We start from the raw sequence: 26,242 nt of genomic DNA on the forward strand, positions 1-26,242 counted from the left end.
AAAAACGCCAATGCCTCACGAACATCACCTCAAGGACCCACACACGGAACAGCGACTGTTTCGCAACCGTATGTTGGTGGCCATTCTGGGTGTAATTGCACTGCTGGGAGTATTAATTGCGCGTTTTTATAACCTGCAAGTGGTTAATTACGATAACTACCGCACCCAGTCCGATGAGAACCGTATCCAGGTGCGCCCTGTCGCTCCGACTCGCGGGCTGATTTATGATCGCAACGGAATTCTCCTGGCCGATAACCGCGCCAGTTATAACCTCTCTATTGTGCGCGAACGGGTAAAGGACCTGGATGCGACCCTTGAATTGATCGGTAATCTGATTCGCCTCGACGACAGTGACGTGGTCAAGTTTCGCAAGCGCCTGGGTCGCCGCCGCCCGTTTGAGCCAATACCCCTGAGATTTCGCCTGAGTGAAGAGGAAATTGCGCGTGTTAGTGTCAACCAGTTCCGAATGCCGGGGGTTTCTGTAGAAGCCGAGTCGGTGCGCTACTACGCCTTGGGGGATCTGTTTGCCCACAGTGTCGGCTATGTGGGGCGTATTAGTGATCGAGACCTAAGTAATTTCACTAAAGAGGACGTACGCCTCTACCGCGGTACCCGCAGCATCGGCAAGGTGGGATTGGAACGCTCCTATGAGAAAACCCTGCTGGGTGAAGTGGGTTATGAAAATGTGGAGATCAATGCACGCGGCCGAGTGTTACGGGTGCTGGAACGCCAGGATCCCAAGCCCGGTGCGGACCTGACCCTACACCTGGATGCCCATTTGCAGCAGGTGGCCTCCGATGCCCTGGGTGACCAACGCGGTGCGGTTGTCGCTATCGATGTAAATACCGGGGGTGTGCTGGCCTTCGTTAGCAAACCCTCCTTCGATCCCAACCTATTTGTGACCGGGATCAGTTTTGCCGATTATCGCGCCCTCAGCGATTCCCTCGATGTGCCCCTTTTTAATCGCGCCGTGCAAGGCCAATACCCACCAGGTTCCACCCTGAAGCCGCTGATGAGCCTTGGGGGGCTTGAGGCTGGGGTAATTTCCCGTGAAACCAAGATCAAGGATCCGGGTTTCTACAAATTGCCCAACGACCAGCGTATTTATCGTGACCATCTGCGCTGGGGCCACGGTAATAAAGTGGATCTGATACAGGCTTTGGCGCAGAGCTGTGATGTCTATTTCTGGGATATGGCGCACCGCTGGGATATTGATGGCATGCACGATATGGCTACCCACTTTGGTTTGGGTGCCAAGACTGGTATTGATCTGCCTATGGAGCGCGCCGGCCTGTTTCCTTCAAGGGACTGGAAGCGTGGCGCTCGAGGTATGCCTTGGTTCCCCGGTGACAGCCTGAATGCGGTACTGGGGCAGGGTTTTGTATTGGCGACGCCATTACAGCTGGCGGTGATGACTGCCACTATCGCCAATCGCGGCACCCACTACCGTCCGCAGATGGTAAAAAGCATCAACGGTGTGGAGCAGCCACCGGAAGTTTTACACAACCTGGAGGCCCGTCCGGAAAATTGGAACCTGGTCTTTGAGGGGATGGAAGCGGTAGTGAACCGCAGCCATGGCACCGGTAAGCGCGCTGGTAAGGGGCTGAATTTCCGTGTTGCCGGTAAGTCCGGTACCGCCCAGGTGGTGGGTATTGCCCAGGGAGAGCGCTATGACTCCGAAGCCCTGGCAGAGCGCCATCGGGATCACGCCCTATTTGTAGCTTTTGCGCCTGTAGATAAGCCTCGAATTGCAGTAGCTGTTCTGGTGGAAAACGGCGAGGGCGGTGGCAAAGTGGCGGCGCCGGTGGCTCGTGAAGTATTTGCCGAATGGGTGCCGCGCCCGGATACCCAGGAGAAAACGGCACAGGAAACTAGATTGATTGAGGGGGCGGATAATGGCTAGCCGAGATTTTTCCCACCGGCTGTCCGATGCCCACGGCAGCCTCCGAAAGCCGGTGAGCTTGGCGCGGCGCCTGCACATCGATGTGCCGCTGCTGGTTTTGTTACTGGTATTGGCCTCCGTAGGGCTGGGGGTGCTCTACAGTGCCTCCGGCGGCGATATGAATTACGTACGGCGCCAGTCTATTTTTATGTGCCTGGCGTTTACCGGCATGTTTATTGTCGCGCAGATCCCACTGGATTTTTACCGGCGCTGGTCTCCCTGGGCTTACCTGGGGGGCTGCGCCCTGTTAGTGGGGGTGCTGCTCTTTGGCACCGGTGCTAAGGGTGCTCAACGATGGTTGGAGGTTGCCGGTTTCCGCTTCCAGCCCTCGGAGGTAATGAAACTGGGGGTGCCAATGATGGTGGCCGCCTTCCTACACCAGCGCGCTCAACCCCCATCTCTAATGACTGTCGCAGGGGCTCTGGCCATTGTGGCGGTGCCGGCCGCCTTGATCGTGCGCCAGCCAGACTTGGGAACCTCTATCCTGATTGCTGCCTCCGGCCTGTTCGCGCTTTATTTGGCCGGGTTGAGCTGGAAATTGATTGGAGCAGCGGCCATGGGAGTGTTGGTATCCGCCTGGCCAATCTGGCAATGGGGACTCAGGGACTACCAGCGCCAGCGTATTCTGACGTTGCTGAATCCCAACGACGATCGTTTCGGTGCCGGATGGAATATTTTCAATTCCAAAGCGGCTATTGGTTCAGGGGGTATCTACGGCAAAGGTTATTTACAGGGTACTCAGTCGCAGTTGGACTTCCTGCCGGAGAGCCATACCGACTTTATTATCGCGGTGCTGGCGGAAGAGTGGGGGATGCGTGGCGCTCTGTTATTGCTTTTGCTCTATGTATTGGTGATTGCCCGCGGTATCTATATTAGTTTTATGGCGCAACATCTGTTTGGGCGCTTACTGGCGGGGAGTATAACGCTCACTTTTTTTGTCTATGTGTTTGTAAACATTGGTATGGTTACGGGATTGTTGCCAGTGGTGGGGGTACCCTTGCCAGTCATCAGTTATGGTGGAACCTCACTGATTACCTTGATGGCGGGATTCGGTATTCTCATGGCCGTAGGGACCGAGCGGCGCAGGGTGCATTTTTGATGGAACTGCGGCGCAAGTAAAAAACTGGATGTAGAGACGCGAGATGAAGATAGGAGCGGTGGTTTTGAAGTGGACCTCGGGACTTTTGATTGGGGTGGGGCTGGTGCTGGCAGCCTGTGCACAGGAGCCCGGCCACGGCGATAATGCCGAAGCGCAAAAGTTTGTCGAATATATGGTGCAAGAGCATCAGTTTGACCGCAAAGAGATGCAGGAGCTGATGCGCAATGCCAAGCGTAAAGACTCCATCCTCAAGGCAATCAAACGCCCCGCGGAAAAGGCCAAGCCTTGGTATGAATATAAGAAGCTTTTCCTGACACCACAGAGCATTGCCGGCGGTGTGGATTTTTGGGATAAGAATGCCGAAGCCCTGGCGGAGGCCGAGAAAAAGTACGGTGTGCCGGCTGAGGTTATCGTCGCAATTATCGGTATTGAGACCCGTTATGGTGGCAATATGGGCGGCTATCGGGTGCTCGATGCGCTCTCCACCCTGGCCTTCAATTACCCTCGCCGCTCGGAATTTTTTACCAAGGAGCTGGAAAACTACCTGCTCCTAACTCGTGACCAGGGTATGGACCCCCTTGCCCTGAAAGGCTCCTATGCGGGCGCCATGGGCTATGGCCAATTTATGCCCTCAAGCTATCGAGCCTATGCAGTAGATTTCAGTGGCGATGGCAAGGTGGATATCTGGGAGGACACCTCGGATGCGATTGGCAGTGTTGCCAATTACCTGGCCAGGCATGGTTGGAAGCCTGGTGAACCGGTTACCGTGTTGGCCAGTCCGCGTCCCAATGCGGATATGACGATTGTCAACGATACCTTGCAGCCCGAGTTGACTGTAGGCGAGTTGGCTGAAAAGGGTTTCAATGCGACCAGTCAGGTTGCGCCGGAGATGCCCGCGATTGTTTTCTCTCTGCAGACTGAACAGGGCAAACAATATTGGCTGGGGCTCAACAACTTCTCCACCATTACTACCTATAATCGCAGCCGCCTGTACGCTATGGCGGTGAATGAGTTGGCTCAGGAAGTTGTCAAAGCGCGCGGCGGAAAAAGCTGAGTATTATACGAATAATCCTTGAGAAAATTTGCCAGCATTGGGGAACTAATGGCAATAGACGTAATCAAAATTTTTCTGTTTCACTGAGCAGTAATAGATAACAACAGCTTGGAGACGGTAGCCTGAAGTTGCCGCACGCTGGGGGGGTATGTTTCAACGCAATATACGGCGAGTCTTTCTACTCGCCGCTTTGTTTTTGGTCGCTTGTGGCGGCCCGCAAATCAAGCCGGCTAAACAGGACGAGCGAGATTTCGATAGCGTTAAGGATAGCGGTCCAGCTGCACCCGTGAATATGCTCGCCGCGCCGGAACCTACACCTGTGCGGGAGCCAATTGGACCAGCCGGCAATAAAACCCCCTATAGGGTCAACGGTGTTACTTATCACGTACGCACCGCCGTCAAAGGCTACAAAGAGCGGGGCAAGGCGTCCTGGTATGGCACCAAGTTTCACGGGCGGCGCACTGCCAATGGTGAAGTTTATAATATGTATGCCATGTCTGCGGCCCACAAAACCCTACCCTTGCCCAGTTATGCCAAGGTGACGAATCTGGATAATGGACGCAGCATAATTGTGCGCATCAATGACCGCGGTCCTTTTGTCCAGGGCCGAATTATCGACCTGAGCTATACCGCCGCACAGAAACTGGGCTATGTGAATAAAGGCGTTGCCCGTGTCGAGGTGGAAGCGCTGGACCCCAATACTCTGCCACCTGTCACTGAAACTCTTTTGGCCGGTGATGTCCGTGGCGGCCTGCCACAGGATGCCAGTATCCGCCTACCGGAAAATACTTTCCTGCAGGTTGGGGCTTACAGCGATCCAGCCCAGGCTGAGAAAGTCCGGGCTCGCTTGGCGGCAGCAATTGACTATCCTGTTTCTGTCAGTCCGGTTGAGCGTAGTGGCAAGCAGTTTTACCGGGTGCGCATAGGGCCGATTTCCCAGCAGCGGGCCCTGGCTAATGCGCGGGAAGCTGTGCAAAAGAATCAACTGGGAGACCCCCAAGTAGTGTATGAATAAGGCCATGCTTCGAAAACTGAGCGGAATGAGTGGCGAATATTTAAGTTTTTGGAGAAGCATTACTGTCATCCATAGTCAGCTGTAATTTCTACATCTGTGCTGTTTTCGCAGGATATTGAAGGGTTTTGGATAGCCAGTCTTTAATTCTAGATGGGGTACAAGGCCTTTACCCGGAAGCAAATGACTGCTGCTGGACTCAACGGTCATAGAAATGGTCGTTCACAAAATACTGCGCACTGGCGCGAATTTTCTTGTATTTTGTATGTATTACTGGCTCGCGGTATTTGGTGACAAACCTTTGCCGTGAATTAATCGCTTAAAATAAGTAATGGGTTAACAGCCAGCCAACGAACACGAGGATTAACGAGACTCTCATCATGATCACACGGATTATCGCCTGCTCTTTTTTGTTGCTTTGTGCGGGCCTGGCCCAGGCGCAATCACTCATTCCGGCTCCGCCCCAGCTGGCAGCCACCTCATACCTGCTTGTGGATGCCAATACCGGTCAGGTGTTGGTGGAACAGGAGGCCGATAAAGAGGTACCCCCCGCCAGCCTAACTAAAATGATGACGGCCTATGTTGTCTCCGAAGAAATGCTCAAAGGCAGCATCAAAGAAGATGACAAGGTACGTATCTCCGAGAAGGCCTGGCGCAAGGGCGGCTCGAAGATGTTCGTTAAGGTCGGAGATCAGGTGCCGGTGATGGACCTGATGCGCGGCGTTATCATCCAGTCTGGCAACGATGCCAGTATTGCCTTGGCTGAGCACGTCTCTGGTAGTGAAGAAGTTTTCGCCGAGGTGATGAACCAGCAGGCTGAGCTTCTGGGTATGGAGAATACTCATTTCGTCAATGCCACCGGTTGGCCGGCGGAGGGTCACCTGACTACCGCTCGTGATTTAGGCATCCTGGCGCGCGCCCTGATCGCCAACCACCCCGAGCACTACGATATCTACTCGGAGAAATATTTCAGTTACTCAGGTATTAACCAGCCCAACCGCAATCGTCTACTGTGGCGTGATTCCGCCGTGGATGGTATCAAAACAGGACATACTGAAGAGGCCGGTTACTGCCTGGTAGCTTCTGCAATGAAGCGCGGCATGCGCCTGATTGCCATTGTGGTGGGTACTGACAGTGATGAAAAGCGCGCCTCAGAAACCCAGAAGCTCCTGGCCTACGGTTTCCGCTACTACCAGACTCACAAAGTATATGGCCAGGGTGAAGTACTGCAGAATGAGCGTGTCTGGGGCGGTAAGGAGCCCAGCGTAGGCATCGCGGTTGAGAAAGATATTTTTGTCACTATTCCTCGTGGCGGTGAAGAGGATATCAAGGCGGATCTAATCGTAGATGGCGAGTTGGAAGCCCCGGTCGAGAAAGGCCAGCCAGTTGGTAAGGTTGTAGTGACTCTTGATGGCGAGACAGTCGCTGATGTGAAAGCCGTCGCTGCAGAAGAGGTTGAACGCGCAGGCTTCTTTAAGCGCATGTGGGATTCCATCAAGCGTTTTGTTATGGGCTTTTTCAATTAAATTTGCTCAATGTTGACTAGCTAGGGGCGGCAATAGTGCCCCCTTGGCCGGCTCGCCCACATCTCTGACCAGTTCCTCCGCCATTCCCTGTCCACTGCTCTGCGCTCGCTGTATAATCGCCGCCTGGCTGCTGCACCTAAGCTTTTCTCAATGTCTATAGGCCGGTCCCGGAGAGTGGTATGAGTCAAGATCCCAACCAGAAACCCCCGAAGATAGAATTCCCTTGTGAAGACTATATGGTCAAAGTGGTGCGTGACGCTAATGATGAAGCGCACCAGTTCGTGCTGGAAGTCATGCGCCGCCACGCCCCTGGCCTGGATGAAGAGCGCATTACCCTGCGTGAAAGCAGTACCGGCAAATTTACTTCTGTGACTTTCTTTATCCTCGCAACCGGTGAGGATCAGCTCAAAGCTCTCTTTGAGGAACTGAAAGTACATCCCGCGGTGCATATGGTGCTTTAATGACCATTGTTCGCAATCTTGCCCGGCGGGATTACGAGACCGTCTGGCGCGCTATGTCTCGATACACCGATCTTCGCGATGAAAACAGTGCGGATGAAGTTTGGTGTGTAGAGCATCAACCGGTATTTACCCAGGGGCAGGCCGGCAAGGCGGAGCATCTGCTGAATACCGGCGATATTCCAGTGGTACAGGTGGACCGCGGTGGTCAGGTAACCTATCACGGCCCCGGCCAGCTGGTTGTCTACCCGCTATTGGATTTACGCCGCGCCAAAATTGGCGTGCGCGATCTGGTGACTGCCCTGGAAAAGGCCACCGTAGCGATGTTGTCAGCCTTTGGCATCGCAGCTGCTCCCCGCGCCGATGCGCCAGGGGTTTACTTGTTAGAGGGGCCTCGCAGTGGCAACAAAATTGCCTCCATTGGTCTGCGCGTACGTCGAGGCTGTAGTTTTCACGGTATTGCCATCAATATCGATATGGACCTGGCCCCCTTCCTCCGAATTAACCCCTGCGGTTATGCCGGCATGCAAATGGTGCAGATGGCCGAGTTGTTGCCACAGGCTCCCACTTGGCAACAGGTAGCGGAAAATTTTGTGCGTGAGTTACTGCTCACTTTGGAGCTGTCCCCGGCGGAGTGGCAGCCGTTAGAAGAAAACGTATTGGCGCAACTGAGCGCGGAACAGCAGGAATTGAGTAATGGCTGATAAACCCGATCTGGTGCCGGTAAAGCGCACCCGCCGCCTACAGCAGGGAGAGAAACTGCGTGATGGCGAAAAAGTAGAGCGTATTCCGGTCAAGGTGATTGCCAGTGACACTGTATTGCGCAAACCAGATTGGATTCGGGTAAAGGTGCCTGCCTCAAAAGAAGTGGATCGTATCAAGAGTATTTTGCGCTCACAAAAGCTCTCTACCGTATGTGAAGAAGCCAGCTGTCCGAATCTGGGTGAATGCTTTAGTGGTGGTACTGCCACCTTTATGATCATGGGGGAAATCTGTACACGCCGCTGCCCCTTCTGTGATGTTGGCCACGGTAAGCCGAACCCTCTGGACCCGGAAGAGCCCAAGAACCTGGCTGAGGCCATTGCCGCTATGAGCTTGCGTTACGTGGTTATTACTTCGGTGGACCGAGATGACCTGCGCGATGGTGGTGCCCAGCATTTTGCCGAATGTATTCGCGAAGCACGCCAGCTTTCCCCGAACCTACAAGTGGAAATCCTGACTCCGGATTTCCGCGGACGTATGGACATAGCTCTGGATATCCTCGAGCAGCAGGCACCGGATGTTTTCAACCATAATTTGGAAACCGTGCCGCGCTTGTACCGCGAGTCCCGCCCCGGTGCCAATTACAACTGGTCCCTTAAGCTGTTGCAGGAATACAAAAAACGCCGCCCGGATGTGCTGACTAAGTCTGGTTTGATGGTAGGCCTGGGTGAGGAGAAGGAAGAAATTTTCCAGGTAATGGACGATATGCGCGAGCACGATATCGACATGCTCACCATTGGCCAGTATCTACAGCCGAGTAAAGAACATTTACCAGTGCAGCGCTATGTCCATCCCGATGAATTTGAAGAATACCGTCGATACGCCGAGCAAATCGGATTCAAGCACGCCGCTTGCGGCCCGCTGGTGCGTTCCTCTTACCATGCGGATAAGCAGGCTCATGGAGAGAAGGTAAGTTAAGAGTTAAATTAAAGGGGAGGGCATCGCGCTTTCCCCTTTTTTTATGAATTCTCATATGTTTATCTAATTGTCTCCTCCGTATTATCTTTCCTAATTCCATTGCCTACAGTTTTTTCCTATTGAAGGTTTTTATAATTATCTTTGCTTCAAGTAAAAACTTTTTTGCTTTTGAGAATGTCTGAGAAATTTTTCAAATTATTTTTTGGTTTATCTACCCATAATTTTCTACTTGTTTTTTTTGGGTAAAAAAATAAAGAGGCTCTCTGTGAAGGTTGTGAGGTAAAGGCATGCCTCTATGTTCTTGAGCAGATATCCCTATCTTAATCAATCTTAAGAAAAACTATGTTTTCCCTTTGTCTTTTTGGAGGTATGTCTAAATCTTTAGGCTGAAAAGGAGATTTTTCGTAATTTGAAGGATTTTACAGAGAGGCTTGGTGAAATAATTAGGTGGTATTGAGGAGGTTTCTAATGAACGTGAATGTTTTTGGATAAAAACAGTCTTCATTTTTCAAAACATTGGTAGTTAGCTATACCTTAAATTCACCCAGATTCTGCTTATACCTTTCAATCAGGATTCGGTAGATAGTTTTTCCCCTTTTTTATTGAAATGACGGATTAATATAACTTATCTTGTCAATAGACTAGGTAGTCTACACTTCTACGTGGCTAGTATTTGTTGTGCTGTAGTTTTGGAATTGCACTGGAGGGGCATATTCAGTAACTTTAGGCCGAATAATTACGATAAGCCGATGCAAACCTTTATTTCCGTATCGACTCTATCTTGAATATAGAAGCTGATCAGAGCGCCCTAAAATGATGATTTGGTTTTTCGTTTTAATGAGCCGGCTAGCTGGAATTCAGCCGTTGCTAGTACCTGGGTGCAGGTCCTTTCAGCGCTGTTCAGCATAAGACCACAATAAACACAATAATGAGAGAGAAAGCGATGACCCCGGAAGAGCGATACGAGAAGGTGAAGGGCCTGCAGCCATTGGAGCTTCTCTATAAGAGAGAGTCCGAAGAGCCGGAAACAGTATTCCTTCGCCAGATGCAGTGTCGGCAGTGGCAGGACTATACCTGGCGTGAAGTAATGGACAGGGCCAGGCGTATCGCTGGTTACCTGCGTAGCCGTTTCGAGCCAGGTGACCGTATTGCAATTCACGGTAAGAACTGTGCTGACTGGATTATTGTCGATGTGGGTATCATGCTCGCCGGTATGGTCAGCGTACCTTTGTACCCGGGGCAATCCGCCTCTTCCATGTCTTATGTTTTGCAACACTCCGAGTCGAAACTGCTATTTTGTGGAGCGACTGATAACAATGTGGCCCTGCAGGAGGTCGCGGACACCCTACCTTCTGTAGCGATACAGCGCTGTGAAATTCATTGTAATGAAGAGTTGGAAGCCGTTATCGCCTCCAGCGAGCGTTATGAAGAGAGTCCTGTTTTTTCTGAAGATGACCTCTTCACCATTATGTACACCTCTGGCACTACCGGTAACCCCAAGGGTGTGATGCACACTTGGTCGTCGGTGGTGTTTGTTGTGCCTAATATGATCCGTGGTTATGGCTTTAATGAGAGCGACCGTGTGTTCTCTTATTTACCGTTGGCCCATGCCGCAGAGCGAATCCTAGTGGAATTCCACTGCCTCTACTCGGGTACGCCGGTACATTTCCCTGAATCCTTGGATACATTCCTGGAAGACTTGCAGCGTACCAAACCGACTATGTTTTTCTCGGTTCCCAGGCTGTGGACCAAGTTTAAGGAGGGGATCGATGAGAAGATTCCACCTGCACTGCAAAATGTACTGCTGCGTATCCCTGGTCTGAATAGCTGGTTGAAAAATAAGGTGCGTGCCGGGCTCGGATTGGATCAGGCACGAATGCTAGTAAGTGGGGCCTCGCCTATTTCCATTGAGTTGCTGCGCTGGTATGAGCGTATGGGCATGCAGATAGCCGATGGCTATGGGATGACGGAAAACTTTATTTATGGCTGCTTTGTTATGCCAGGCGAGGACCCGGTACCAGGCACTGTAGGCAAGCCTTATCATGGCTGCGAGGTAAAAATTTCTGATGAGGGCGAAATTCTCTTCAAGAGTGGCTCTCTGATGAAAGGCTACTATTTAGAGCCGGAGAAAACCGCTGAAGCCATTCGTGATGGTTATTACCACACAGGGGATTCAGGTTTTATCGATGAGAAGGGTCTGCTACATATTACCGGCCGTATCTCAGAAACCTTTAAAACCAGTAAAGGTAAGTTTATCCAGCCCAGCTTGTTGGAAGGACATTTCGGTAATGAGACCCTTCTGGCACAACTTTGTGTGCTGGGGCACGGTATGGATCAGCCGGTGATGCTGGCAACTTTATCAGAGTCTGCAGAAAAGCTGCCGAGAGCTGACGTCAATGAACAGCTTCGGCGTGTGCTCGAATCAGTTAATGAACGCCTGCCACACCATGAGCGCATTCGGGCAATCTTTATCTGTAAAGAGGAGTGGACCCCACTCAATGAATTCCTGACTCCGACCCTTAAAATTAAGCGAAAAGTGCTGGAATCCCATTATCAACCATTGTTTAAGCAATATGCTGATACCAAGGGAGTGGTTTGGGAGTCTCGAGATGTTCAAGCTTCGCAAAAAATTCAGCCAGATCTGCAGGCAGTCGATTAAGACGGCTTAATTTCTAAAGTTAAAAAGCCCAATAGTAAGCTACTATCGGGCTTTTTTATTGAGGTTTACTATTTAAGTCTGCTCAGTGGGTATAGCTCAGGCAATTTGTTGAGTTGCCATTACGTCCGACCTCTATGCGGTCTGCCGAGCACTCGAAGTCATCATTAAACTTGCAGTCTTCCATTTTACAGGCTCCGACACCGGCGGTGCGGGAACTGCGGGTGTGTTTGGAATTAGTGAAGAAAGTGTCGCAATCTGGGTCCGCGCCTTCACCAATGGTAATAGCTCTTGCATGGCAGGCGTCGTTGGCATTGTATGCGCATTGAGTTGCGGCACATCTGCTCACTTCAGGCATATCTGTCGCGATAATCATGGCTGTCTTCTCCTGGTTAGTAAGTTGGAGACTAGTTCAGCCCCACCCTCTGTCAATGAGAAACCATAGATTTTATAAGGTATTTTGTATTGGTATAAGCCAGTATGGTGATAAAAAATACTAGCTCTTACTGTTGTTAGTGTGGTGGATGGGTTAAATTACCTTTGAAACTATAAATAAGTTTTTTTATAGGTTTTACTAGTTACTGATATCTCAGGCTTCCCAGGCCATTAATAACAACTCAATGGTTTCTCCCGGCAGGGTAATTCTTCCCTCCGCTTTTAAGCCTATTTTTTCCAGAAGTTTTACCGAGGCGGTATTATCAGGGCGCGCTATAGCAACGATGCGTTTCAGTGCCAGTTGCTCGCGGGCATAAACCATAATCGCTCGCGCGGCTTCCTGTGCATACCCTCTTCCCCGATACTCTGGCAGGAAAGCAAAGCCAATATCCACATCTTCGAGTCCTACCCGTTTGATCAATCCACAGGTGCCAACGCTGGTACCGTCTGGAAGTGAGACTTTATAAAGGCCGAATTGATGCTCTCGGTACATCGCCATGGGGCCACTTTGGATATATTGGCGTGCTTGCTTCAGGTTGCGCACTCTTCGATCGCCAATGTTTCGCAAAAAATCGGCATCATTCAGAAGCTGAAGGATAAATTCAGCATCGTCTTCGCAGAGTTCACGTAGTATTAAATTAGGCGTATTTAGTTGGAACATGAATTTTGTCATGCAGAGAGATCTGGAGGCGTTTATTTTGCCTATGAGAGCTATGTTTGGCTAGGGTATCGGGAGGGTACAGGGAAAAGTATCTGGGAAGTTGTGCCCCCTTTCGGGGGCACGCTGTGAAGCACTAGCCGGATTAGAAACGGTAGGTCACATTGACGGATGCTTGCTCAGCCGATGGGCGTGAGGTCACATTAGCACTCAAAGCGAGGGAATCAGCCGCCTGCCAGCGAATACCGGCAATGAGACCCATGCCGTCATCAAAGAGGCCCTGATCGACGCTGGAGTAGCTAGGCATAGCATTCAAGTTGCCAGCCATGGACTTAACGCCGACCTCAAGGGTGTCGTCGTCAGTTCCGTTGGTATCTTCATACCAAACCTGGGCGTAAGCATTGACGGTGTTCCAGCTCTTGTTGGCGAAGGCCCCAAAGCGCAGTGTGTTGTAGTCGCGCTCCTGGTCGCCATAGTTCATACCCAGAGGGTCAAACTCATTGCCTTGGGTATCGGTATATGTGAAGCCTTCGATAGCCTTCTCGGTATAGCCGTCAACTTCCATGGTAGCTCGGGTTACACCGATGAAGGGACCAAGCTGGTAGCTGGATTCGCTGAACAGATTGGCACCTACAGTCAGACTCAGAGTGGTGTTTTCACCGGAGGTATCACCTTCCAGCTCGGAAGCAAAACTGTTGCCAAGGGTCAGAGCGCGGTTTACCTGGTCGTAGTCTACATCGGTCAGAGTCATGCTACCTTCCACGAAGAAAACATCGTGATGGAAGCGGCCAAACAGGCTGTAGTTGGTGGAGGTGGACTCGATATCGGAACGGGCATTGTCCACATCGATGTCGGAGCGGCTAACCGCGAAGCCCAGTTCCAGGTTGTCACGCAGAGCGTAGGTCATACCGATCAGGTTGGCGTTACTATCGCCGCTCATATCCGCAGCAAAGCTGTTGTCGTAGTCGATATCACCGAAAACGCTGCCAGCGAACACCGCAGTTTGAGCCTGGCTGTAGCGAACACCAACCAGATTTTCATCCAACGTGTTGATATGAGTGCGGGCAGCTTGGGCGCCAATGTCCGGAAGCTGGCCGGCCACTTGGGCGGCATTCACAATAGCGGTGTAGTAGTCGGCAAGAACCTGCTGGCCAACCTGGGTGGGGTGTACGGTATCGTTGAAGATGAGCTTGGAAGCGTCTGCAGTGTCCTGGCTAATGCCGTAGACAGGATGCTCGATGCATTCACCGCCACTGCCGTCATAGCAGAATTGGCTTTGATCAAATTCGGCAGACAGGCCCAATTGGCCGGCATTATTCAGAGCGACTTTCAGCAGGCCAGCTTGATCCACCATCAGCACGCCGTCGATATCTTTAGCTTGGGCTAGCAGGCTGGCGTTAAAGGCTTCAGAGGCTTTGCTGGCCTCTATTAGTACTTCATCGATAGCGGCAGGCAAAGCTGCATCGGCTTGCTCCTGGGTCATCTGGCCCGCAGCAACTGCTTGGGTCAGCTCAGTGAAAACTTCCTTATAAACGGCTGCATAAACAGCAGGGGTTTTGCTGATATCGGGAACATTAGATACCAATATATAGTTGGCACCGGCACCAGAGAGTGCGCCAGCTGCCGTTGCCATCATTGCTGTGGCGATGCCAATTTCTGTGGTGGCCTCTTCCATGGTCATATCGCCAGAAGAGACTTTCTTGAAGCCTGTGAGCAGATCGTTGCCGCCACCATTTACCCAGTAAAGGGCGTTAGCATCGGCGGCTCCAAAAGTGGTTTCCAAGTAACCTCTACCCAGAGGGTGTGGGTTGCCATAGGTGCCTAAATCTTCCAGAGCTTGATCAGCTTCAACTTTGGCATCTAATGCTTGTTGTTGATATCCTGCAGCGGTGGCGAAATCACCTTGTGCAGCCGCTGCTTTTGCCATAGCAGCGTAGGTCCCAGCTTCTGTTAACTTCTGTTTTAGTAGGTTAGCCAATTGCATGTCTGGGTAGGCCGGTTTTCCATCGGCACCTACTTTTGGCATAAAAGCGTTAAGAAGGTTATGTCGGTTGACATCAGCATCTAAGCCATTAGCTTGAAGAAAAGCCATGTAGCTTTCGGTACCAATAATATTCATCAGTACGTCAGCAGCTTTGTGGCCACCAACAGCCCAAACGGACCCTGCTTTGTTGACTCCGTCCATAACCTGCAGTGAAACATCTGCTTCAAGCTTAGCGGGGTCAGTCATCAGTTCTGGATTAATACTGGGAAGGCAAAGAGAAGATTGCATACCAGCACAGGATGCTGTTAAAGAACCCAGTCCCAAATTTTGAGACAGGATATTAATAGCGATATCGTTTGCATCGCCACCATTAGTGAATACATCGTAGTTGCCTACGTCGGTGAGGCTGTCACCAAAAGCAATAACCTGGCTGAAGGCCGATTCTTCTGCAATTGCAGAAACGCTGGTGAGGGATGCAAGTGCAATAGCCGCCGCAAGGCTGCGTTTGGCGTTGGGCATGGTTTTCTCCTAGTCGCGGTAATCGCACACCCGCGGAGACATCGGGAGGAATCCAGAGGAAACAACTGGGCGTGCATCTTTTATTGTTTTTGTTCCTGTACCTCAAGGAAACTCGGCAATACTAGCGGATTGACCCGAACAATAAAATAAGTCACGGGTAAAGTGGCTGGCTGCTTGGTCACCTCTGTGTTGAGATGGCCTTGAGGCACGCTACAAAGTGGCGCAATAGTACTGAATGATGGTTTTTAGGTAAATGCGCTACTGCTCTTTAATTGCTCGCTGCATGGTGCGACTTATTTCGAGGGAGGGCAAGTGTTTTTACTTGAGTGACAGGTACCCGAGTACCGCAAGGTATTCCCCTCCAGCGAATCGAGAGTTTCGGTAAAATATGGGTATTCTCCTTGGTAGTTATTGACTGAATCTTGGATCTGAAAATATGTTAAATGCCCGGTTAAAGGTCGATCCGGCTGATGTGCAGATTAGTGCTGTCAGAGCTCAGGGGGCGGGTGGCCAGAATGTAAATAAAGTCTCCAGTGCGATTCACTTGCGCTTTGATATCAAAAACTCTTCACTTCCCGAGGAAATAAAATCCCGACTGCTCCAATTGCGGGACCAGAGAGTTTCTACCGATGGCATTGTGATTATTAAAGCGCAGCGTTTCCGCACTCAAGAGAAGAATCGAACGGATGCCTTGGAGCGCTTGCAACAGTTGATTGAACAGGTGTCTAGAGTGCATAAGCCGCGTATAGCGACAAAGCCCAGCCGTGGATCAAAGGAGCGGCGGTTGCAAAGTAAAAATCGTCGTTCGCTAGTAAAGGCCATGCGAGGAAAGGTGAGGGACTAAATCGGAAGAAAATTTGTATCAGGGAGTCGGTATCAATTTGTGATGTGAAAAAGCGCTTTCGCAAGCATTGTGAATTGATAAATCACTCATATACGGCTGTACATCGATTATTTATATGATGAGGGAAAGAAGGGTAGATAGTGTACTCAAAACTCTGTGATACTTGGCCCCCGTTTCAGGTGAGCCGGGAAATATTCACAGAGTGCTTGGAGACTAGATACTCGTTGCTTCCACCCACTTGTATACAGTTTTTTATTAAGGATAGGGGGAGCTAGCCAGCAAATGTTGGTACTCCATACGCCTTTGCGTCAGCTCGAACCTCAGGTCGTCAATCTCTAACTCTAATTCGGTGTGGCGTACTTTAAAACGTGCAATGTCGGCCAGCATTGTAACTCGCTCATCACGAGTTGCTTCATCGCCCACCAGCAGGGCACCTAATTCAGTCATATCATCTAATAGATGCTCGCGCTCAAGTTCCCGATCATGAATAGCCGCCTCTATTTCTTCCACTGCACTTTTGGCAACAAAAAGATCCCTGCCAGTTCCATAGCCCTTCAAGAAGAGCCCTTCCAGGCCTGCTGGGCAGACGCCGGCGTAGTTTTCCCCTGAGCGCCCTTCAGAGAAGCCGCGTAGCTCCGTGCAAAATAGTTCCAGGCCCTCATCCCGCCCAATACGATAGGTGCTGGCATTGAGCTGAACACCATACTTTGCGCAAGATTCACGCCGCTTACCCATGTAACTCAGCTCTCTTCCCTCGGCCCCGTCTTCATAACCCAGTGCCTGCCAGTCAGCCATATGACACTCATCTTCACTCATGGTGGCGCACCCGGCGCTCAAGAGGATAAGGGTGATCAGAGAGAGGGTTCCAAATCTTAGCTTCACTGCTACTTCCTGTGATCGGGAAAAAGAGTAGTTTACAGGAATCAACCTGACTGCAAGCTGAAGAAAGCCGATAAGAGACCAATCTGTATCAACTAATGCCAGAAAACAATTTAGTAGCCGTCGGGTACCTAGATTACATAGGTATGAATGTGGAGGGAGAATCTAGGGTGCTCCGTGGGGTAAGTAAAGTTCACCTATTCCAATTGTGTTTATTATGGTTGTTGGGCTAGAGTCTTCTCTGATACTTACTTATTGGAGTTTATTTCTCTTAGGTTGTGTCTTTGTGCATTTCCAGTCGCAATAGTTGTCTATCCAGTGATTTTTAACTTCTCTTAAGTCTTAAAAATTATTATTTGTTTTTTTGAGAATGGTGCTAAATTGTTCAAGTACCATTCGCTGGTTGGTGCTGATTTTTTTGATTTTTTTTGAATTTTCATGCTCGTTAATCACTGCGCTTTTCAAAATTTAAATAATAAAAATAAATCCATATGTCTTGCAGCATATCTTCTTGAGTCAGGTTGCGTCTTTAAGGTCGGTTTTTATGGGTTTTTTTAATATTGCCGGTATTTGATCTTGCAGTTTGTGCAAGGATTTTGCATGAGTCTTTGGTGTCTTCCTGTTTTTCTTGGGGAATTACCGGCTTGCGCAGGGAGAATCAATCAATGTGGAGAAGATAATGAAAAAAATGATTTGTACATCGCTACTAGGGTTGTTGGCTGTACCCGGTACAACTTTGGCGGAGGAGTTGTGGATAACGATCGGCAGTGATGGTTATCAAACTCTGAAAAAAAATAGTGCATTAATGGCTAAAGAGCCTCTGGCTGCACAAGGAGAGCGCAACGGTATAACCATATTGAAGGTAAATGAGGATAATCTATCCGATATTTCTGCGATAATGCATAACAGCCACAATCGTTGTGGTGGTTTTATGGTGCATGATTCTTTCGCTGAGGCACAAAATGCACAGCTTTCACCACTGGCTAATACTGTATCGAGTATTGCCAGCTATACCATCGATAATGCGGATGTTGTGAACGCCCTACAGGCAGAAATCTCTGAGGCAAATATTCGTTCAACAATTACCAGCCTTTCCAATTTTACCAATCGCTATTACACCACTTCTACTGGTGTTGATGGGGCCGAGTGGATTCGGGACAAGTGGCAGGCCTTGACGAATTCTCGCAGCGATGCTTCGGTGCAGCTCTATAGCCATAGCTGGGCGCAACCCTCGGTTATTCTCACGATCCAGGGGCAAACAAACCCCGATGAAATTGTGGTGTTGGGAGCACACCTGGATTCTACCGTTGGCTGGAGTACAGGAGAGGGCACCAGAGCGCCGGGTGCTGATGATGACGCTTCGGGCATCGCGACTCTGACGGATGTGGTGAATGCCATTGTGGCAACTGGTTATAAACCGGCAAAAACACTTGCATTTATGGGGTATGCGGCTGAAGAAGTTGGCCTACGTGGTTCCGATGATATTGCTGCAGACTATAAGAGCCAAAATAAAAATGTGGTCGGTGTTATGCAGTTAGATATGACCAACTATTATGGCTCCAATAGTGATATCTATATTATTGGTGATTATACAAACAGCTCACAGAATGCATTCCTGAAAGATCTTGTACAGACTTACCAGGGCAACCTTAGTGTTGGCACGACTACCTGTGGCTATGCATGTTCCGATCATGCCTCATGGCATGACCAGGGCTTTGCGGCCTCCTTCCCTTTTGAGGCCACCTTTAATGGTTCCAACCCCTATATCCACACTATCAACGACACCCTGGCCAACAGCGGCGGTGATGCCAATCATGCCGTGAAGTTTGGCAAACTGGCGGCAGCTTATGTGGCAGAGTTGGCCAAGGGAGCGATTGGTGATGATCCCGGCCCTGATCCAGACCCAGATCCCGATCCCGATCCCGATCCAGGTCAGGAGCAAACCGAAAGTTTCTCTGGCAGTGTATCGAGAGGGAGTGAAGAGCATTACGGGCCGTTTAGTGTAACGCCGGGCACCAGCTTTGTGGCCGATATGACCGGTACGAATGACGCTGATTTATATGTGCAGTTTGGGGCTGCTCCAACTTGGCGTTACTATGATTGTCGGCCTTATGAGAGCGGTTCTGACGAAAATTGTACGCTACAAGTTCCAACTGGTGATAACGAGGCTTATATTATGGTCCGTGGATACAGTCGCCAGACTTCCAGTTTTGAGTTGGATGTCACCTATATCCCACAATAATAATGAGACCCCAGGGAGAAATTCTCCCTGGGGGCCTGAGCCCCATCTTTGATTTTTACTTTTAGTTTGAGAAATGGCATTCCTGGCAGTAATGACTACTAGCCGGGTGTGTCAGCTATTGTTTTTAATAAATTTAAACGCCATGGATTTTAGTTTTGTGACTAACTGTTGTCTAATCAGCTAAGGGAAACTGCCAACCGATGAGAAGCTTTTAGCGCTGACGCCAAAATATTAACTATTGCGACGAGCTGGCATATTCCCTCATAAGTAAAGAGCGCACGATTATTTTACTTGCGCAAGAAAATTACTGTACATCACTACTCAGGGGTGTCCGGTGGTGTGCTGTCCAAATTAATAATGAGAAGAGAGGACGGGCAATATGCAAATCTATTTTCTGAAACCACTATCGTTGGCAATCGCTGTTGCACTAGCGGCTCCAGGTACCTTTGCTCAGGAACAGGGTGAAGAACCCTCGACAGCTGATGATCGTACTATGGAAGAGGTGATAACTACCGGTACTCGTAAGGAAGGTGTTTCCCCAACAGAAACGCTTTCCCCGGTCGATGTTGTGGGAGGGGAGGAGCTGGCAGATCAAGCAGGCTTCGATCTCACCGAATCCCTGGCAAAAATTGCCCCTTCCTTTAATACCCAGCGTTTTCCTATCGCCGATGGCACCGCCTTTATTCGTCCGGTGACTCTGCGCAATTTATCCCCAGACCAAACCTTGGTATTAGTTAATGGCACTCGGCGGCATCGATCTGCTCTGGTGAATTTGCAGCTTGCTCCTCTGGGTACCGTAAATCAGGGGGCCCAGGCGGTGGATTTTTCCACTCTGCCATCCATGGCTATCGAGCGGGTGGAAGTTCTACGCGATGGTGCCTCGGCCCAGTATGGCTCTGATGCTATTGCTGGTGTGGTCAATATCATCCTAAAGGATGATGCGGAGGGTTTTGGGCTCTCCGCTCAAACCGGTGAATATTTTGAGGGGGATGGGACCCGAAATTCTTTTGCCGCCAATGCCGGTTTTAATCTTTTTGATCAGGGTTTTGTCAATGCTACGGTGGAATATTCAAAGGCTGATAAAACCTGGCGAAGTGTTGCCCGTCCAGATGCGGAGTTTGTGGGATCTGTAGTTGGTGAAAATTTGGTGCCATTAGACGGCCTTGGCCAACGCTGGGGTGACCCAGATGTGGAGGCTTTAAAATTCTTTGTCAACAGTGGACTGGATATCAATGACGATGTGGAACTGTACGGAAACTTTGGTTATTCCACGAATGAAACCATTTCTGACTTCTTCTATCGTGGTCCTGTATTAGATCCTGAATACGAGTTCACCGCTCGGGGTACTTTACAGGTTGATATGCCCAATGATCCCAGTAATCCAGATAGTATCGACTATATTCCAGACCCGGCACCACAGTCACTGATTGATTATATTGTCGGTCAAGGCTTAAATCCGTCTGATTATTTGGTGGCTGATGACTCCAGTCCCAGCGGCTATGTATTACGTAACCCAATTTATACCCAATTTCCTGGTGGCTACAACCCGCAATTTGGAGCGGAAATTCACGATGTCTCCGCTGTTGTGGGTGCGCGTGGAGAATTCCTGAATGGTTTAACCTGGGATCTGCGCGCTAGGGTTGCAGAGAACGAAGTAGAATATGTATTAAAAGACTCTATTAACCCCAGTCTTGGGTTATTGTCGCCTACTAGTTTTAAACCAGGCACTCTCACCCAGGAAGAGTCCAGCTTTAATGTGGACTTTGTAAAACCCATTGATATCGCTGCTTTAGCATCTCCGTTAAATATCGCCTTTGGTGCTGAATGGCGAGAAGAAACTTATTCAATTGGTGCCGGCGATGGCGCATCCACAGAAGTAGGCCCCACTGCGATGTATTTTGGAGTGGGCTCGGATGGGTTCCAGGGGTTCCCCTCAGAAGCGGTAGGTAGTTATAGCAGTGAGAGTATTGCCGCATATATCGACCTTGAAGCTGATATAACGGATGCACTGACACTCGGTGCAGCAGTACGTATTGAAGAGTTTGATGAGTTTGGCTCTACTTCAGACTGGAAGCTTTCAGCTCGATACGACATCAATGAAAACTTCGCCATACGTGGCACTGTGAATACCGGCTTCCGTGCCCCAACACCTGGGCAGGTGAACACTTTGAATGTCACCACTACGGCAGACTCTAGTGGTAATTTAATTCCTAATGGTACCTATCCTGTGAACCACCCGATAGCTATGGCCCTGGGGGCGAAGGAGTTAAGCCCAGAAGAGTCTACCAGTTTTACTCTGGGGGCCGTGTTTACGCCGTTTAACAATACCAATATCACTATTGATTATTACAATATCGATATCGAGGATCGGTTGGCTTTGCGAAGTAACGCTATAGGTACTGCTGAGATTGATTTATTACTTGGTGCAGGAATTGAAAATGCAGAGCTTTTGAATGGCAGTAATGCCAATTACTTTGTCAATGCATACGATTCTAAAGTTTCCGGTATAGATCTAGCCATTACCAGTGATTTTGAGGTGGCAGGTAATTTACTGGTTGTGGATTTACGCCACAATCACAATAAGCAGGAAGTGAGTAATGTAGCAGCCAATACCATTAATGCGTCCAGAGTCTTCGATCTGGAAAATCAGGTTCCCAGTGATCGCTCTACACTGACTTTTGATATTGATACTGGTGCTATTTTTAGTGGCTATTTGCGCCTGAACCGTTATAGCGATTGGGAGTCTACTGGTGGTTTGTTTGGGCCAGGTGATGCTTCGGATACTTACAGCTATGGTAGTGAAATTTTGGTGGATTTAGAGGCAACTTTTACCCTCTATGAGAATTATAAAATAGCCATAGGTGGTGAAAATATCTTCGATGTACAGCCTGATGATGAGCAAGATGGTACTTTGCAGTATTTAGGAGTACGTCACGCCCTGACTTCACCGTTTGGCTTTAATGGAGGCTTCTGGTATCTGCGTGCGAGTGCAGAATTTTGATGAGGTAGAGAGTTTTAGTTGGCGAAATTTTCCAAATTTTCTTTGATTGAAGATCGCTGCCAATCTAACTTTTCTAGAGCTTCTTATTATGAGCAACAAAAAACCCGGCGGATGCCGAGTTTTTTGTTGTGGATTAGTCACTCCCATTTAGAGAGGAATCCTCAGCCGGACTTTCCAATTCCCAGAATCCGTTCATTGAAATCTAGTACCATCTGTGGCTTATCGGTAAAGACACCATCCACACCCTGCGCGGCTAGCAATACTAGGTCGTCTGGATTGTTAACGGTAAATACATAGTTTTTTAAACCTCTCCGTTTCGCATCGGCGATCAAATCGGCCTCGATAAAATCCAGGCAGGTGTGTAATGAGTAAGCTTTTAGAGGCACTGTACTCGCGGCTAGATCCAGGGGTACACCGCTGAATAAAACACCACGGCGCACTTCTGGTATCAGATGCAGACATTCGTGTAGCTGGCGGTGATCAAAAGAGGAAACAATATATTGTTCGAAGCTCGTTCCTTTGTCGCTGACGAACATTTGGATTTCTTTCGCCACCAACGCTGCTGAGTTGGGGCCCTTGATCTCTATATTAAGTTGGGCATTGCTGCCGACTAATTCCAGTACTTCGTGTAGGGTCGGAATTCTATTGCCGCAGGGTAAGGTACGCTCAAGTAGACTATCTGGGTGAAGATCGGTTATCAATTCGTTGCCGGAAAGCAGTCTTCCCAGGCGCCTATCGTGTGTGACCAGCAGTTGCCCACCGATATTCCAGACATCAATTTCAATACCGCCGACAGCTAATTCCAGAGCCTGGTTTATGGCCTGTAGAGTATTTTCACTGGCCTGCAGTTGGTATCCGCGGTGGGCGAAACAGAAAAGAGTACCTGAATTCACTGTCGCTAAACTCTCCGGATGAATTTTTTGAGTCTGTTATGGAATTATGATGAAGGGATGATTAGGTTACCAAAGTTTATCGGCTGCTAACTTCGCAGGGTTAAAAATATTTTGTGCAGTCTTAATGATCTTAATGAATAGAAACAGGATAAAGGAAGAGGGCCCATGGCCCTCTTTGAATAAATTGCTTGTAAAACCTCTCTCTAGGCTCTTATTCCCCAGCCAAGGCCCGGTAGCGCCCTCGGTGAAAAACCAGGGGTTCGCCGCCGTAAGCGCAAAACTCCAGTACTTCTCCCAGTAGGATGGTGTGATCACCACCCTCAATACATTGGGCACGGCGGCAGTGGAAATAGGCGGCGCACTCTTCCAGGCGGGGTATGCCATCGGGGCCCTCTTTCCATTGAATCTGTCCAAATTTATCGGCCCCACGGCCGGCAAACAGGTTGGAAACATGCTGCTGGTCGGCGCGCAGTACATGTACGGCGAAATGTTCACGGGTAGTGAAGGCCTCATAACCCAGAGACTGTCTGTCGATACTCCATAACACCAGTGCCGGGTCCAGGGATACAGAATTAAAGCTGTTGGCGGTCATCCCGGCAGGTTGGCCCTCTGAATCCCGGGTGGTAATCACCGTGACCCCGGTGGCGAATTGCCCCAGAGTATCGCGCAACAGGCGGCTTTGTTGGGGGGAGGGCGTAATAATAGGGCTTCTTTCTGTCGACATACGATGGTTGCTTGTACAAAAACTGTGCTAGCCGACCATTTTACGGCAAAAGCGTACTGATTGCGCGTCTTGCCTCGCAAGCTAGTGGAAGATGCTCGAATACTGCTATTTAAATGACTCACTGTTCATGAGTGGTGTACATTCATTGGTGAGCCGCTCTCTTTCTGCGATTGCGGCACCAGTCAGGGCGAAACCCAATAACTCACCCCGGCCATTGCGAAATTCGGCACAGACGCCTTCATTGCGAGAAGAAATTTGCCAACTGCCCTCGGCACCTGGCTGGGGTGGGCACAAGGTAGTGGGACGCAGTGTCGTTTTAACCGCAACGGGGATAACGCCATAATGTACAGGGCTGGGTTCGCCGCTTAAAGTAAGCGCCAGTGCGCGGGCACAAGTCATTAGAGGGGCAACATAAAAGAGCTGGTGGCCCTCTAATTCTGCACAATCGCCAATAGCAAAAATATTCGGATCACTGCTCTGTAAATTTCGGTCGACGGTAATTCCCCGTTGAATTCTGAGCCCGGCAGTTTCTGCCAGAGTGGTATTGGCTTCCAGGCCCAATGCCGCCAGGGCGATATCGGCTTCTAATATCTTACCGTTATCGAGCTGGGCCTCAATGCCGTTTGAACCGTGACTCAGTAAACGTATGGATCTGCCCAGGTTAAAACGCACCCCATTATCACTCAGTACACCTTGAAGATCTCGACCAGCGGCTTCTGGCAGTAGAGAGGCCAGGGGCCAGTCCTGTGGGTCTACTACCGCTACGTCAAAGCCGGCTTGCACTAAATCGTTGGCAAATTCACAGCCTATGAGACCTGCGCCTATCAATAGCACTCGTTTACACCCGACAAGTGCGGTACGAAAGCGGTGGTAGTCAGTCAGGTTATTGATTCGAAATAGCCGCGCATGTGCATCACCAGCGATAGCTGGCAGCTTGCGGCAGCGGGCCCCAGTAGCCAACACCAATCGGTCGTAATGAATGTCCGCAGTGTGGCTCCCGGTTTCCTGTCGCAGTGTCAGCGCTCTGGAATGGGGTGATATTGAAATGACGTGGGTATGCACCAGAATTTCTGCATTCAACCTACGGGCCATTTCCTCGGCACTGGCTTGGCATAATTGCTGGGCTGTTTTGCCATGGGAAAGAGAGGCGGACAATAGGGGCTTGGAGTAAAAGGTGCCATCGTCGCTGGAGATCAGCATTAAGGGACTGGTGCGGTCGTGTTTGCGGAATTCCAGCGCCAGGTTATATCCGGCCAGGCCGGTGCCGATAATCACCAGCGGGGCCCGGTTTTCCATGGGAGCCGTGGGGGCTTTGTGGCGGCCCGGCTCTTTTTCGTTTTTTATTTGTTCTGGTGCCGGGGACACCAGCACCATATCGAAGTCTTCCTTGCCCACGCCGCATTGTGGGCAGCACCAGTCTTCCGGGATATCCTCCCAGCGAGTGCCGGGCGCTATGCCCTCTTCCGGGCAGCCATGGGCCTCGTCGTAGATCCAGCCGCAAACCATGCACTCCCAAATGCGAAAAGTGATGGCGTTTTTATGGGATGATGATGGAGATGGAGAGCTAAGACTTGTTTCAGGAGAAACTGCGCCACCCTCCGGTGTACCCAGCTCGCGCATTGAAAAATCCCGCTTACTGGCACCGCATTGTGGGCAGCACCAGCCCTCAGGGATATCCTCCCAGCGGGTACCTGGAGCGATACCATCTTCCGGCCAGCCTTTGGCTTCATCGTAGATCCAGCCACAGTTTTGGCATTCCCACTGGCGATATTCAGGCATGGCGCCCCCGTGTTAACTGACAGTCTCCGGCAGCTAAGGCAACCGGGGTTGGATACTTTTTGTTAACAGACCCTAGGGCAAATATAAGGGAGACTGTAGGAGTGCGCTGCTATGCGTTATTGCCTTGGGAAATAGTGGCTAGCGCATTCTGATAGACATCCGCGATCTCTCCGGGGTGGCGAATGGAAATCCCCAGGTCGTGAACCAAACCGTCTTTCAATCCATAGACCCAGCCGTTGACAGAGAGTGACTGCCCCGAGCGCCAAGCGTCGCGCACGATTGTGGTCTGGCAAATATGGATCACTTGCTCTAAGACATTCAGCTCGCACAGTAGGTCTGTACGCTGCTGTTCCTGGAATAGGTCGACCAGAGTGTGGTGCTTGTCGCGCACATCCTGGATATGGCGCAACCAATTGTCGATTAAACCGAGTTGTTGGTTGTGTAAGGCCGCCTGTACACCGCCGCAGCCGTAATGTCCGCAAACGATAATGTGCTTTACCTTCAAAATTTCCACAGCGTACTGCAAAACAGATAAGCAGTTGAGGTCTGTATGCACTACTACATTGGCGACGTTGCGGTGCACAAACAGCTCGCCGGGCAGCAGACCGACAATTTCATTAGCCGGCACGCGGCTATCTGCACAGCCTATCCAAAGATATTCTGGTGACTGCTGCTTAGACAGCTTGAGGAAAAAGTCCGGGTTTTCCTTACGGGTGGCCTCGGACCAGTGGTGGTTATTTTTTAATAGATGATCTAGCGGGTGCAATGGCGTTGTATCCTGATATGACCAGTTGGACATTATGTTGGCAGGATAGCGACTTTATTCCTGCGGGCCAAGGGGGATTGAGCTAACCTCA

The 26,242-nt window shown here is 50.1% G+C and carries 20 protein-coding genes; 12 read left to right on the plus strand and 8 right to left on the minus strand.

Features of this window, described 5'->3' with window-relative positions; translation table 11 throughout:
- Positions 1 to 10 precede the first annotated feature (10 nt).
- The 9 genes from mrdA (at position 11) to LC073_RS02635 (ending at position 11,430) form a co-directional block, all read left to right on the plus strand.
- Entirely contained in the window at positions 11 to 1,903 is a 1,893-nt protein-coding gene (gene mrdA, locus LC073_RS02595) for a penicillin-binding protein 2 (protein WP_226643081.1), read from the plus strand.
- Positions 1,896 to 3,041, plus strand: coding sequence for a rod shape-determining protein RodA (gene rodA, locus LC073_RS02600; RefSeq protein WP_226643083.1), 1,146 nt, complete (start codon positions 1,896 to 1,898; stop codon positions 3,039 to 3,041). The genes mrdA and rodA overlap by 8 nt, the downstream gene beginning before the upstream one ends.
- 43 nt (positions 3,042 to 3,084) lie before the next feature.
- Positions 3,085 to 4,095 carry a lytic murein transglycosylase B gene (gene mltB, locus LC073_RS02605; protein ID WP_226643084.1) on the plus strand — a complete coding sequence of 337 codons (1,011 nt, stop codon included), beginning with the start codon at positions 3,085 to 3,087 and terminating at the stop codon, positions 4,093 to 4,095.
- A 148-nt stretch (positions 4,096 to 4,243) separates the two neighbouring features.
- The gene (locus LC073_RS21775) at positions 4,244 to 5,110 is read left to right on the plus strand and encodes a septal ring lytic transglycosylase RlpA family protein (protein WP_319004701.1); all 867 of its coding nucleotides are present in this window, start codon (positions 4,244 to 4,246) and stop codon (positions 5,108 to 5,110) included.
- Between the two features lie 377 nt (positions 5,111 to 5,487).
- Positions 5,488 to 6,633, plus strand: a complete 1,146-nt coding sequence (locus LC073_RS02615; protein ID WP_226643085.1) for a D-alanyl-D-alanine carboxypeptidase family protein — start codon at positions 5,488 to 5,490, stop codon at positions 6,631 to 6,633.
- 179 nt (positions 6,634 to 6,812) lie between these two features.
- The gene (locus LC073_RS02620) at positions 6,813 to 7,094 is read left to right on the plus strand and encodes a YbeD family protein (protein WP_226643086.1); all 282 of its coding nucleotides are present in this window, start codon (positions 6,813 to 6,815) and stop codon (positions 7,092 to 7,094) included.
- Positions 7,094 to 7,795 carry a lipoyl(octanoyl) transferase LipB gene (lipB, locus tag LC073_RS02625; protein WP_226643087.1) on the plus strand — a complete coding sequence of 234 codons (702 nt, stop codon included), beginning with the start codon at positions 7,094 to 7,096 and terminating at the stop codon, positions 7,793 to 7,795. Before LC073_RS02620 ends, lipB begins: the two co-directional genes overlap by 1 nt.
- Positions 7,788 to 8,771: a lipoyl synthase gene (gene lipA / locus LC073_RS02630; protein WP_226643088.1), complete on the plus strand. Its 984-nt coding sequence runs from the start codon at positions 7,788 to 7,790 to the stop codon at positions 8,769 to 8,771. Before lipB ends, lipA begins: the two co-directional genes overlap by 8 nt.
- Positions 8,772 to 9,714: 943 nt before the next feature.
- On the plus strand, positions 9,715 to 11,430 hold the full coding sequence (locus tag LC073_RS02635; RefSeq protein WP_226643090.1) for an AMP-binding protein: 1,716 nt from the start codon (positions 9,715 to 9,717) through the stop codon (positions 11,428 to 11,430).
- 82 nt (positions 11,431 to 11,512) lie between these two features.
- Here LC073_RS02635 and LC073_RS02640 read toward each other — a convergent pair whose 3' ends face one another.
- The 3 genes from LC073_RS02640 to LC073_RS02650 all read right to left on the minus strand — a co-directional run bounded on the left by LC073_RS02640 (position 11,513) and on the right by LC073_RS02650 (position 15,023).
- Positions 11,513 to 11,803: a DUF1540 domain-containing protein gene (locus LC073_RS02640; protein ID WP_226643092.1), complete on the minus strand. Its 291-nt coding sequence runs from the start codon at positions 11,801 to 11,803 to the stop codon at positions 11,513 to 11,515.
- Between the two features lie 213 nt (positions 11,804 to 12,016).
- Positions 12,017 to 12,535, minus strand: coding sequence for a GNAT family N-acetyltransferase (locus LC073_RS02645; protein ID WP_226643093.1), 519 nt, complete (start codon positions 12,533 to 12,535; stop codon positions 12,017 to 12,019).
- 130 nt (positions 12,536 to 12,665) lie between these two features.
- Positions 12,666 to 15,023, minus strand: coding sequence for an autotransporter outer membrane beta-barrel domain-containing protein (locus tag LC073_RS02650; RefSeq protein WP_226643095.1), 2,358 nt, complete (start codon positions 15,021 to 15,023; stop codon positions 12,666 to 12,668).
- 436 nt (positions 15,024 to 15,459) lie between these two features.
- Here LC073_RS02650 and arfB point away from each other — a divergent pair, with 436 nt between their 5' ends.
- Entirely contained in the window at positions 15,460 to 15,867 is a 408-nt protein-coding gene (arfB, locus tag LC073_RS02655) for an alternative ribosome rescue aminoacyl-tRNA hydrolase ArfB (RefSeq protein ID WP_226643097.1), read from the plus strand.
- A gap of 255 nt (positions 15,868 to 16,122) precedes the next feature.
- Here the strand turns inward: arfB and LC073_RS02660 are convergent, their stop codons facing one another.
- Positions 16,123 to 16,749 carry a DUF2799 domain-containing protein gene (locus LC073_RS02660; protein ID WP_226643100.1) on the minus strand — a complete coding sequence of 209 codons (627 nt, stop codon included), beginning with the start codon at positions 16,747 to 16,749 and terminating at the stop codon, positions 16,123 to 16,125.
- A 676-nt stretch (positions 16,750 to 17,425) separates the two neighbouring features.
- On the opposite strand from LC073_RS02660, the gene LC073_RS02665 reads away from it, so the two are divergent.
- Positions 17,426 to 18,988 carry a M20/M25/M40 family metallo-hydrolase gene (locus tag LC073_RS02665; RefSeq protein ID WP_226643102.1) on the plus strand — a complete coding sequence of 521 codons (1,563 nt, stop codon included), beginning with the start codon at positions 17,426 to 17,428 and terminating at the stop codon, positions 18,986 to 18,988.
- Positions 18,989 to 19,367: 379 nt separating this feature from the next.
- Positions 19,368 to 21,989, plus strand: a complete 2,622-nt coding sequence (locus LC073_RS02670; protein WP_226643104.1) for a TonB-dependent receptor plug domain-containing protein — start codon at positions 19,368 to 19,370, stop codon at positions 21,987 to 21,989.
- A gap of 161 nt (positions 21,990 to 22,150) precedes the next feature.
- On the opposite strand, the gene LC073_RS02675 is transcribed toward LC073_RS02670, so the two are convergent.
- The 4 genes from LC073_RS02675 to can form a co-directional block, all read right to left on the minus strand.
- Complete coding sequence (locus tag LC073_RS02675) at positions 22,151 to 22,882, minus strand: glycerophosphodiester phosphodiesterase (RefSeq protein WP_226643106.1); 732 nt, start codon at positions 22,880 to 22,882, stop codon at positions 22,151 to 22,153.
- A 211-nt stretch (positions 22,883 to 23,093) separates the two neighbouring features.
- The gene (locus LC073_RS02680; RefSeq protein WP_226643108.1) at positions 23,094 to 23,606 is read right to left on the minus strand and encodes a flavin reductase family protein; all 513 of its coding nucleotides are present in this window, start codon (positions 23,604 to 23,606) and stop codon (positions 23,094 to 23,096) included.
- 105 nt (positions 23,607 to 23,711) lie between these two features.
- Positions 23,712 to 25,385, minus strand: a complete 1,674-nt coding sequence (locus LC073_RS02685; protein ID WP_226643110.1) for an FAD-dependent oxidoreductase — start codon at positions 25,383 to 25,385, stop codon at positions 23,712 to 23,714.
- Positions 25,386 to 25,494: 109 nt separating this feature from the next.
- Positions 25,495 to 26,184 carry a carbonate dehydratase gene (gene can, locus LC073_RS02690; RefSeq protein WP_413231423.1) on the minus strand — a complete coding sequence of 230 codons (690 nt, stop codon included), beginning with the start codon at positions 26,182 to 26,184 and terminating at the stop codon, positions 25,495 to 25,497.
- Positions 26,185 to 26,242 lie beyond the last annotated feature (58 nt).

This window comes from Microbulbifer variabilis (assembly GCF_020524905.1).
In the GTDB taxonomy this organism is placed as follows: domain Bacteria; phylum Pseudomonadota; class Gammaproteobacteria; order Pseudomonadales; family Cellvibrionaceae; genus Microbulbifer; species Microbulbifer variabilis_A.

Excerpts from the sequence above, each read along its gene's own strand:
- LC073_RS02665 (WP_226643102.1), top strand. The coding sequence starts at position 17,426 with ATGAAAAAAATGATTTGTACATCGCTACTAGGGTTGTTGGCTGTACCC.
- LC073_RS02615 (WP_226643085.1), top strand. The coding sequence starts at position 5,488 with ATGATCACACGGATTATCGCCTGCTCTTTTTTGTTGCTTTGTGCGGGC.
- can (WP_413231423.1), bottom strand. The coding sequence starts at position 26,184 with ATGTCCAACTGGTCATATCAGGATACAACGCCATTGCACCCGCTAGAT.
- rodA (WP_226643083.1), top strand. The coding sequence starts at position 1,896 with ATGGCTAGCCGAGATTTTTCCCACCGGCTGTCCGATGCCCACGGCAGC.
- lipA (WP_226643088.1), top strand. The coding sequence starts at position 7,788 with ATGGCTGATAAACCCGATCTGGTGCCGGTAAAGCGCACCCGCCGCCTA.
- LC073_RS21775 (WP_319004701.1), top strand. The coding sequence starts at position 4,244 with ATGTTTCAACGCAATATACGGCGAGTCTTTCTACTCGCCGCTTTGTTT.
- lipB (WP_226643087.1), top strand. The coding sequence starts at position 7,094 with ATGACCATTGTTCGCAATCTTGCCCGGCGGGATTACGAGACCGTCTGG.
- LC073_RS02680 (WP_226643108.1), bottom strand. The coding sequence starts at position 23,606 with ATGTCGACAGAAAGAAGCCCTATTATTACGCCCTCCCCCCAACAAAGC.
- LC073_RS02640 (WP_226643092.1), bottom strand. The coding sequence starts at position 11,803 with ATGATTATCGCGACAGATATGCCTGAAGTGAGCAGATGTGCCGCAACT.
- mrdA (WP_226643081.1), top strand. The coding sequence starts at position 11 with ATGCCTCACGAACATCACCTCAAGGACCCACACACGGAACAGCGACTG.
- mltB (WP_226643084.1), top strand. The coding sequence starts at position 3,085 with ATGAAGATAGGAGCGGTGGTTTTGAAGTGGACCTCGGGACTTTTGATT.
- LC073_RS02635 (WP_226643090.1), top strand. The coding sequence starts at position 9,715 with ATGACCCCGGAAGAGCGATACGAGAAGGTGAAGGGCCTGCAGCCATTG.
- arfB (WP_226643097.1), top strand. The coding sequence starts at position 15,460 with ATGTTAAATGCCCGGTTAAAGGTCGATCCGGCTGATGTGCAGATTAGT.
- LC073_RS02650 (WP_226643095.1), bottom strand. The coding sequence starts at position 15,023 with ATGCCCAACGCCAAACGCAGCCTTGCGGCGGCTATTGCACTTGCATCC.
- LC073_RS02620 (WP_226643086.1), top strand. The coding sequence starts at position 6,813 with ATGAGTCAAGATCCCAACCAGAAACCCCCGAAGATAGAATTCCCTTGT.
- LC073_RS02685 (WP_226643110.1), bottom strand. The coding sequence starts at position 25,385 with ATGCCTGAATATCGCCAGTGGGAATGCCAAAACTGTGGCTGGATCTAC.
- LC073_RS02645 (WP_226643093.1), bottom strand. The coding sequence starts at position 12,535 with ATGACAAAATTCATGTTCCAACTAAATACGCCTAATTTAATACTACGT.
- LC073_RS02670 (WP_226643104.1), top strand. The coding sequence starts at position 19,368 with ATGCAAATCTATTTTCTGAAACCACTATCGTTGGCAATCGCTGTTGCA.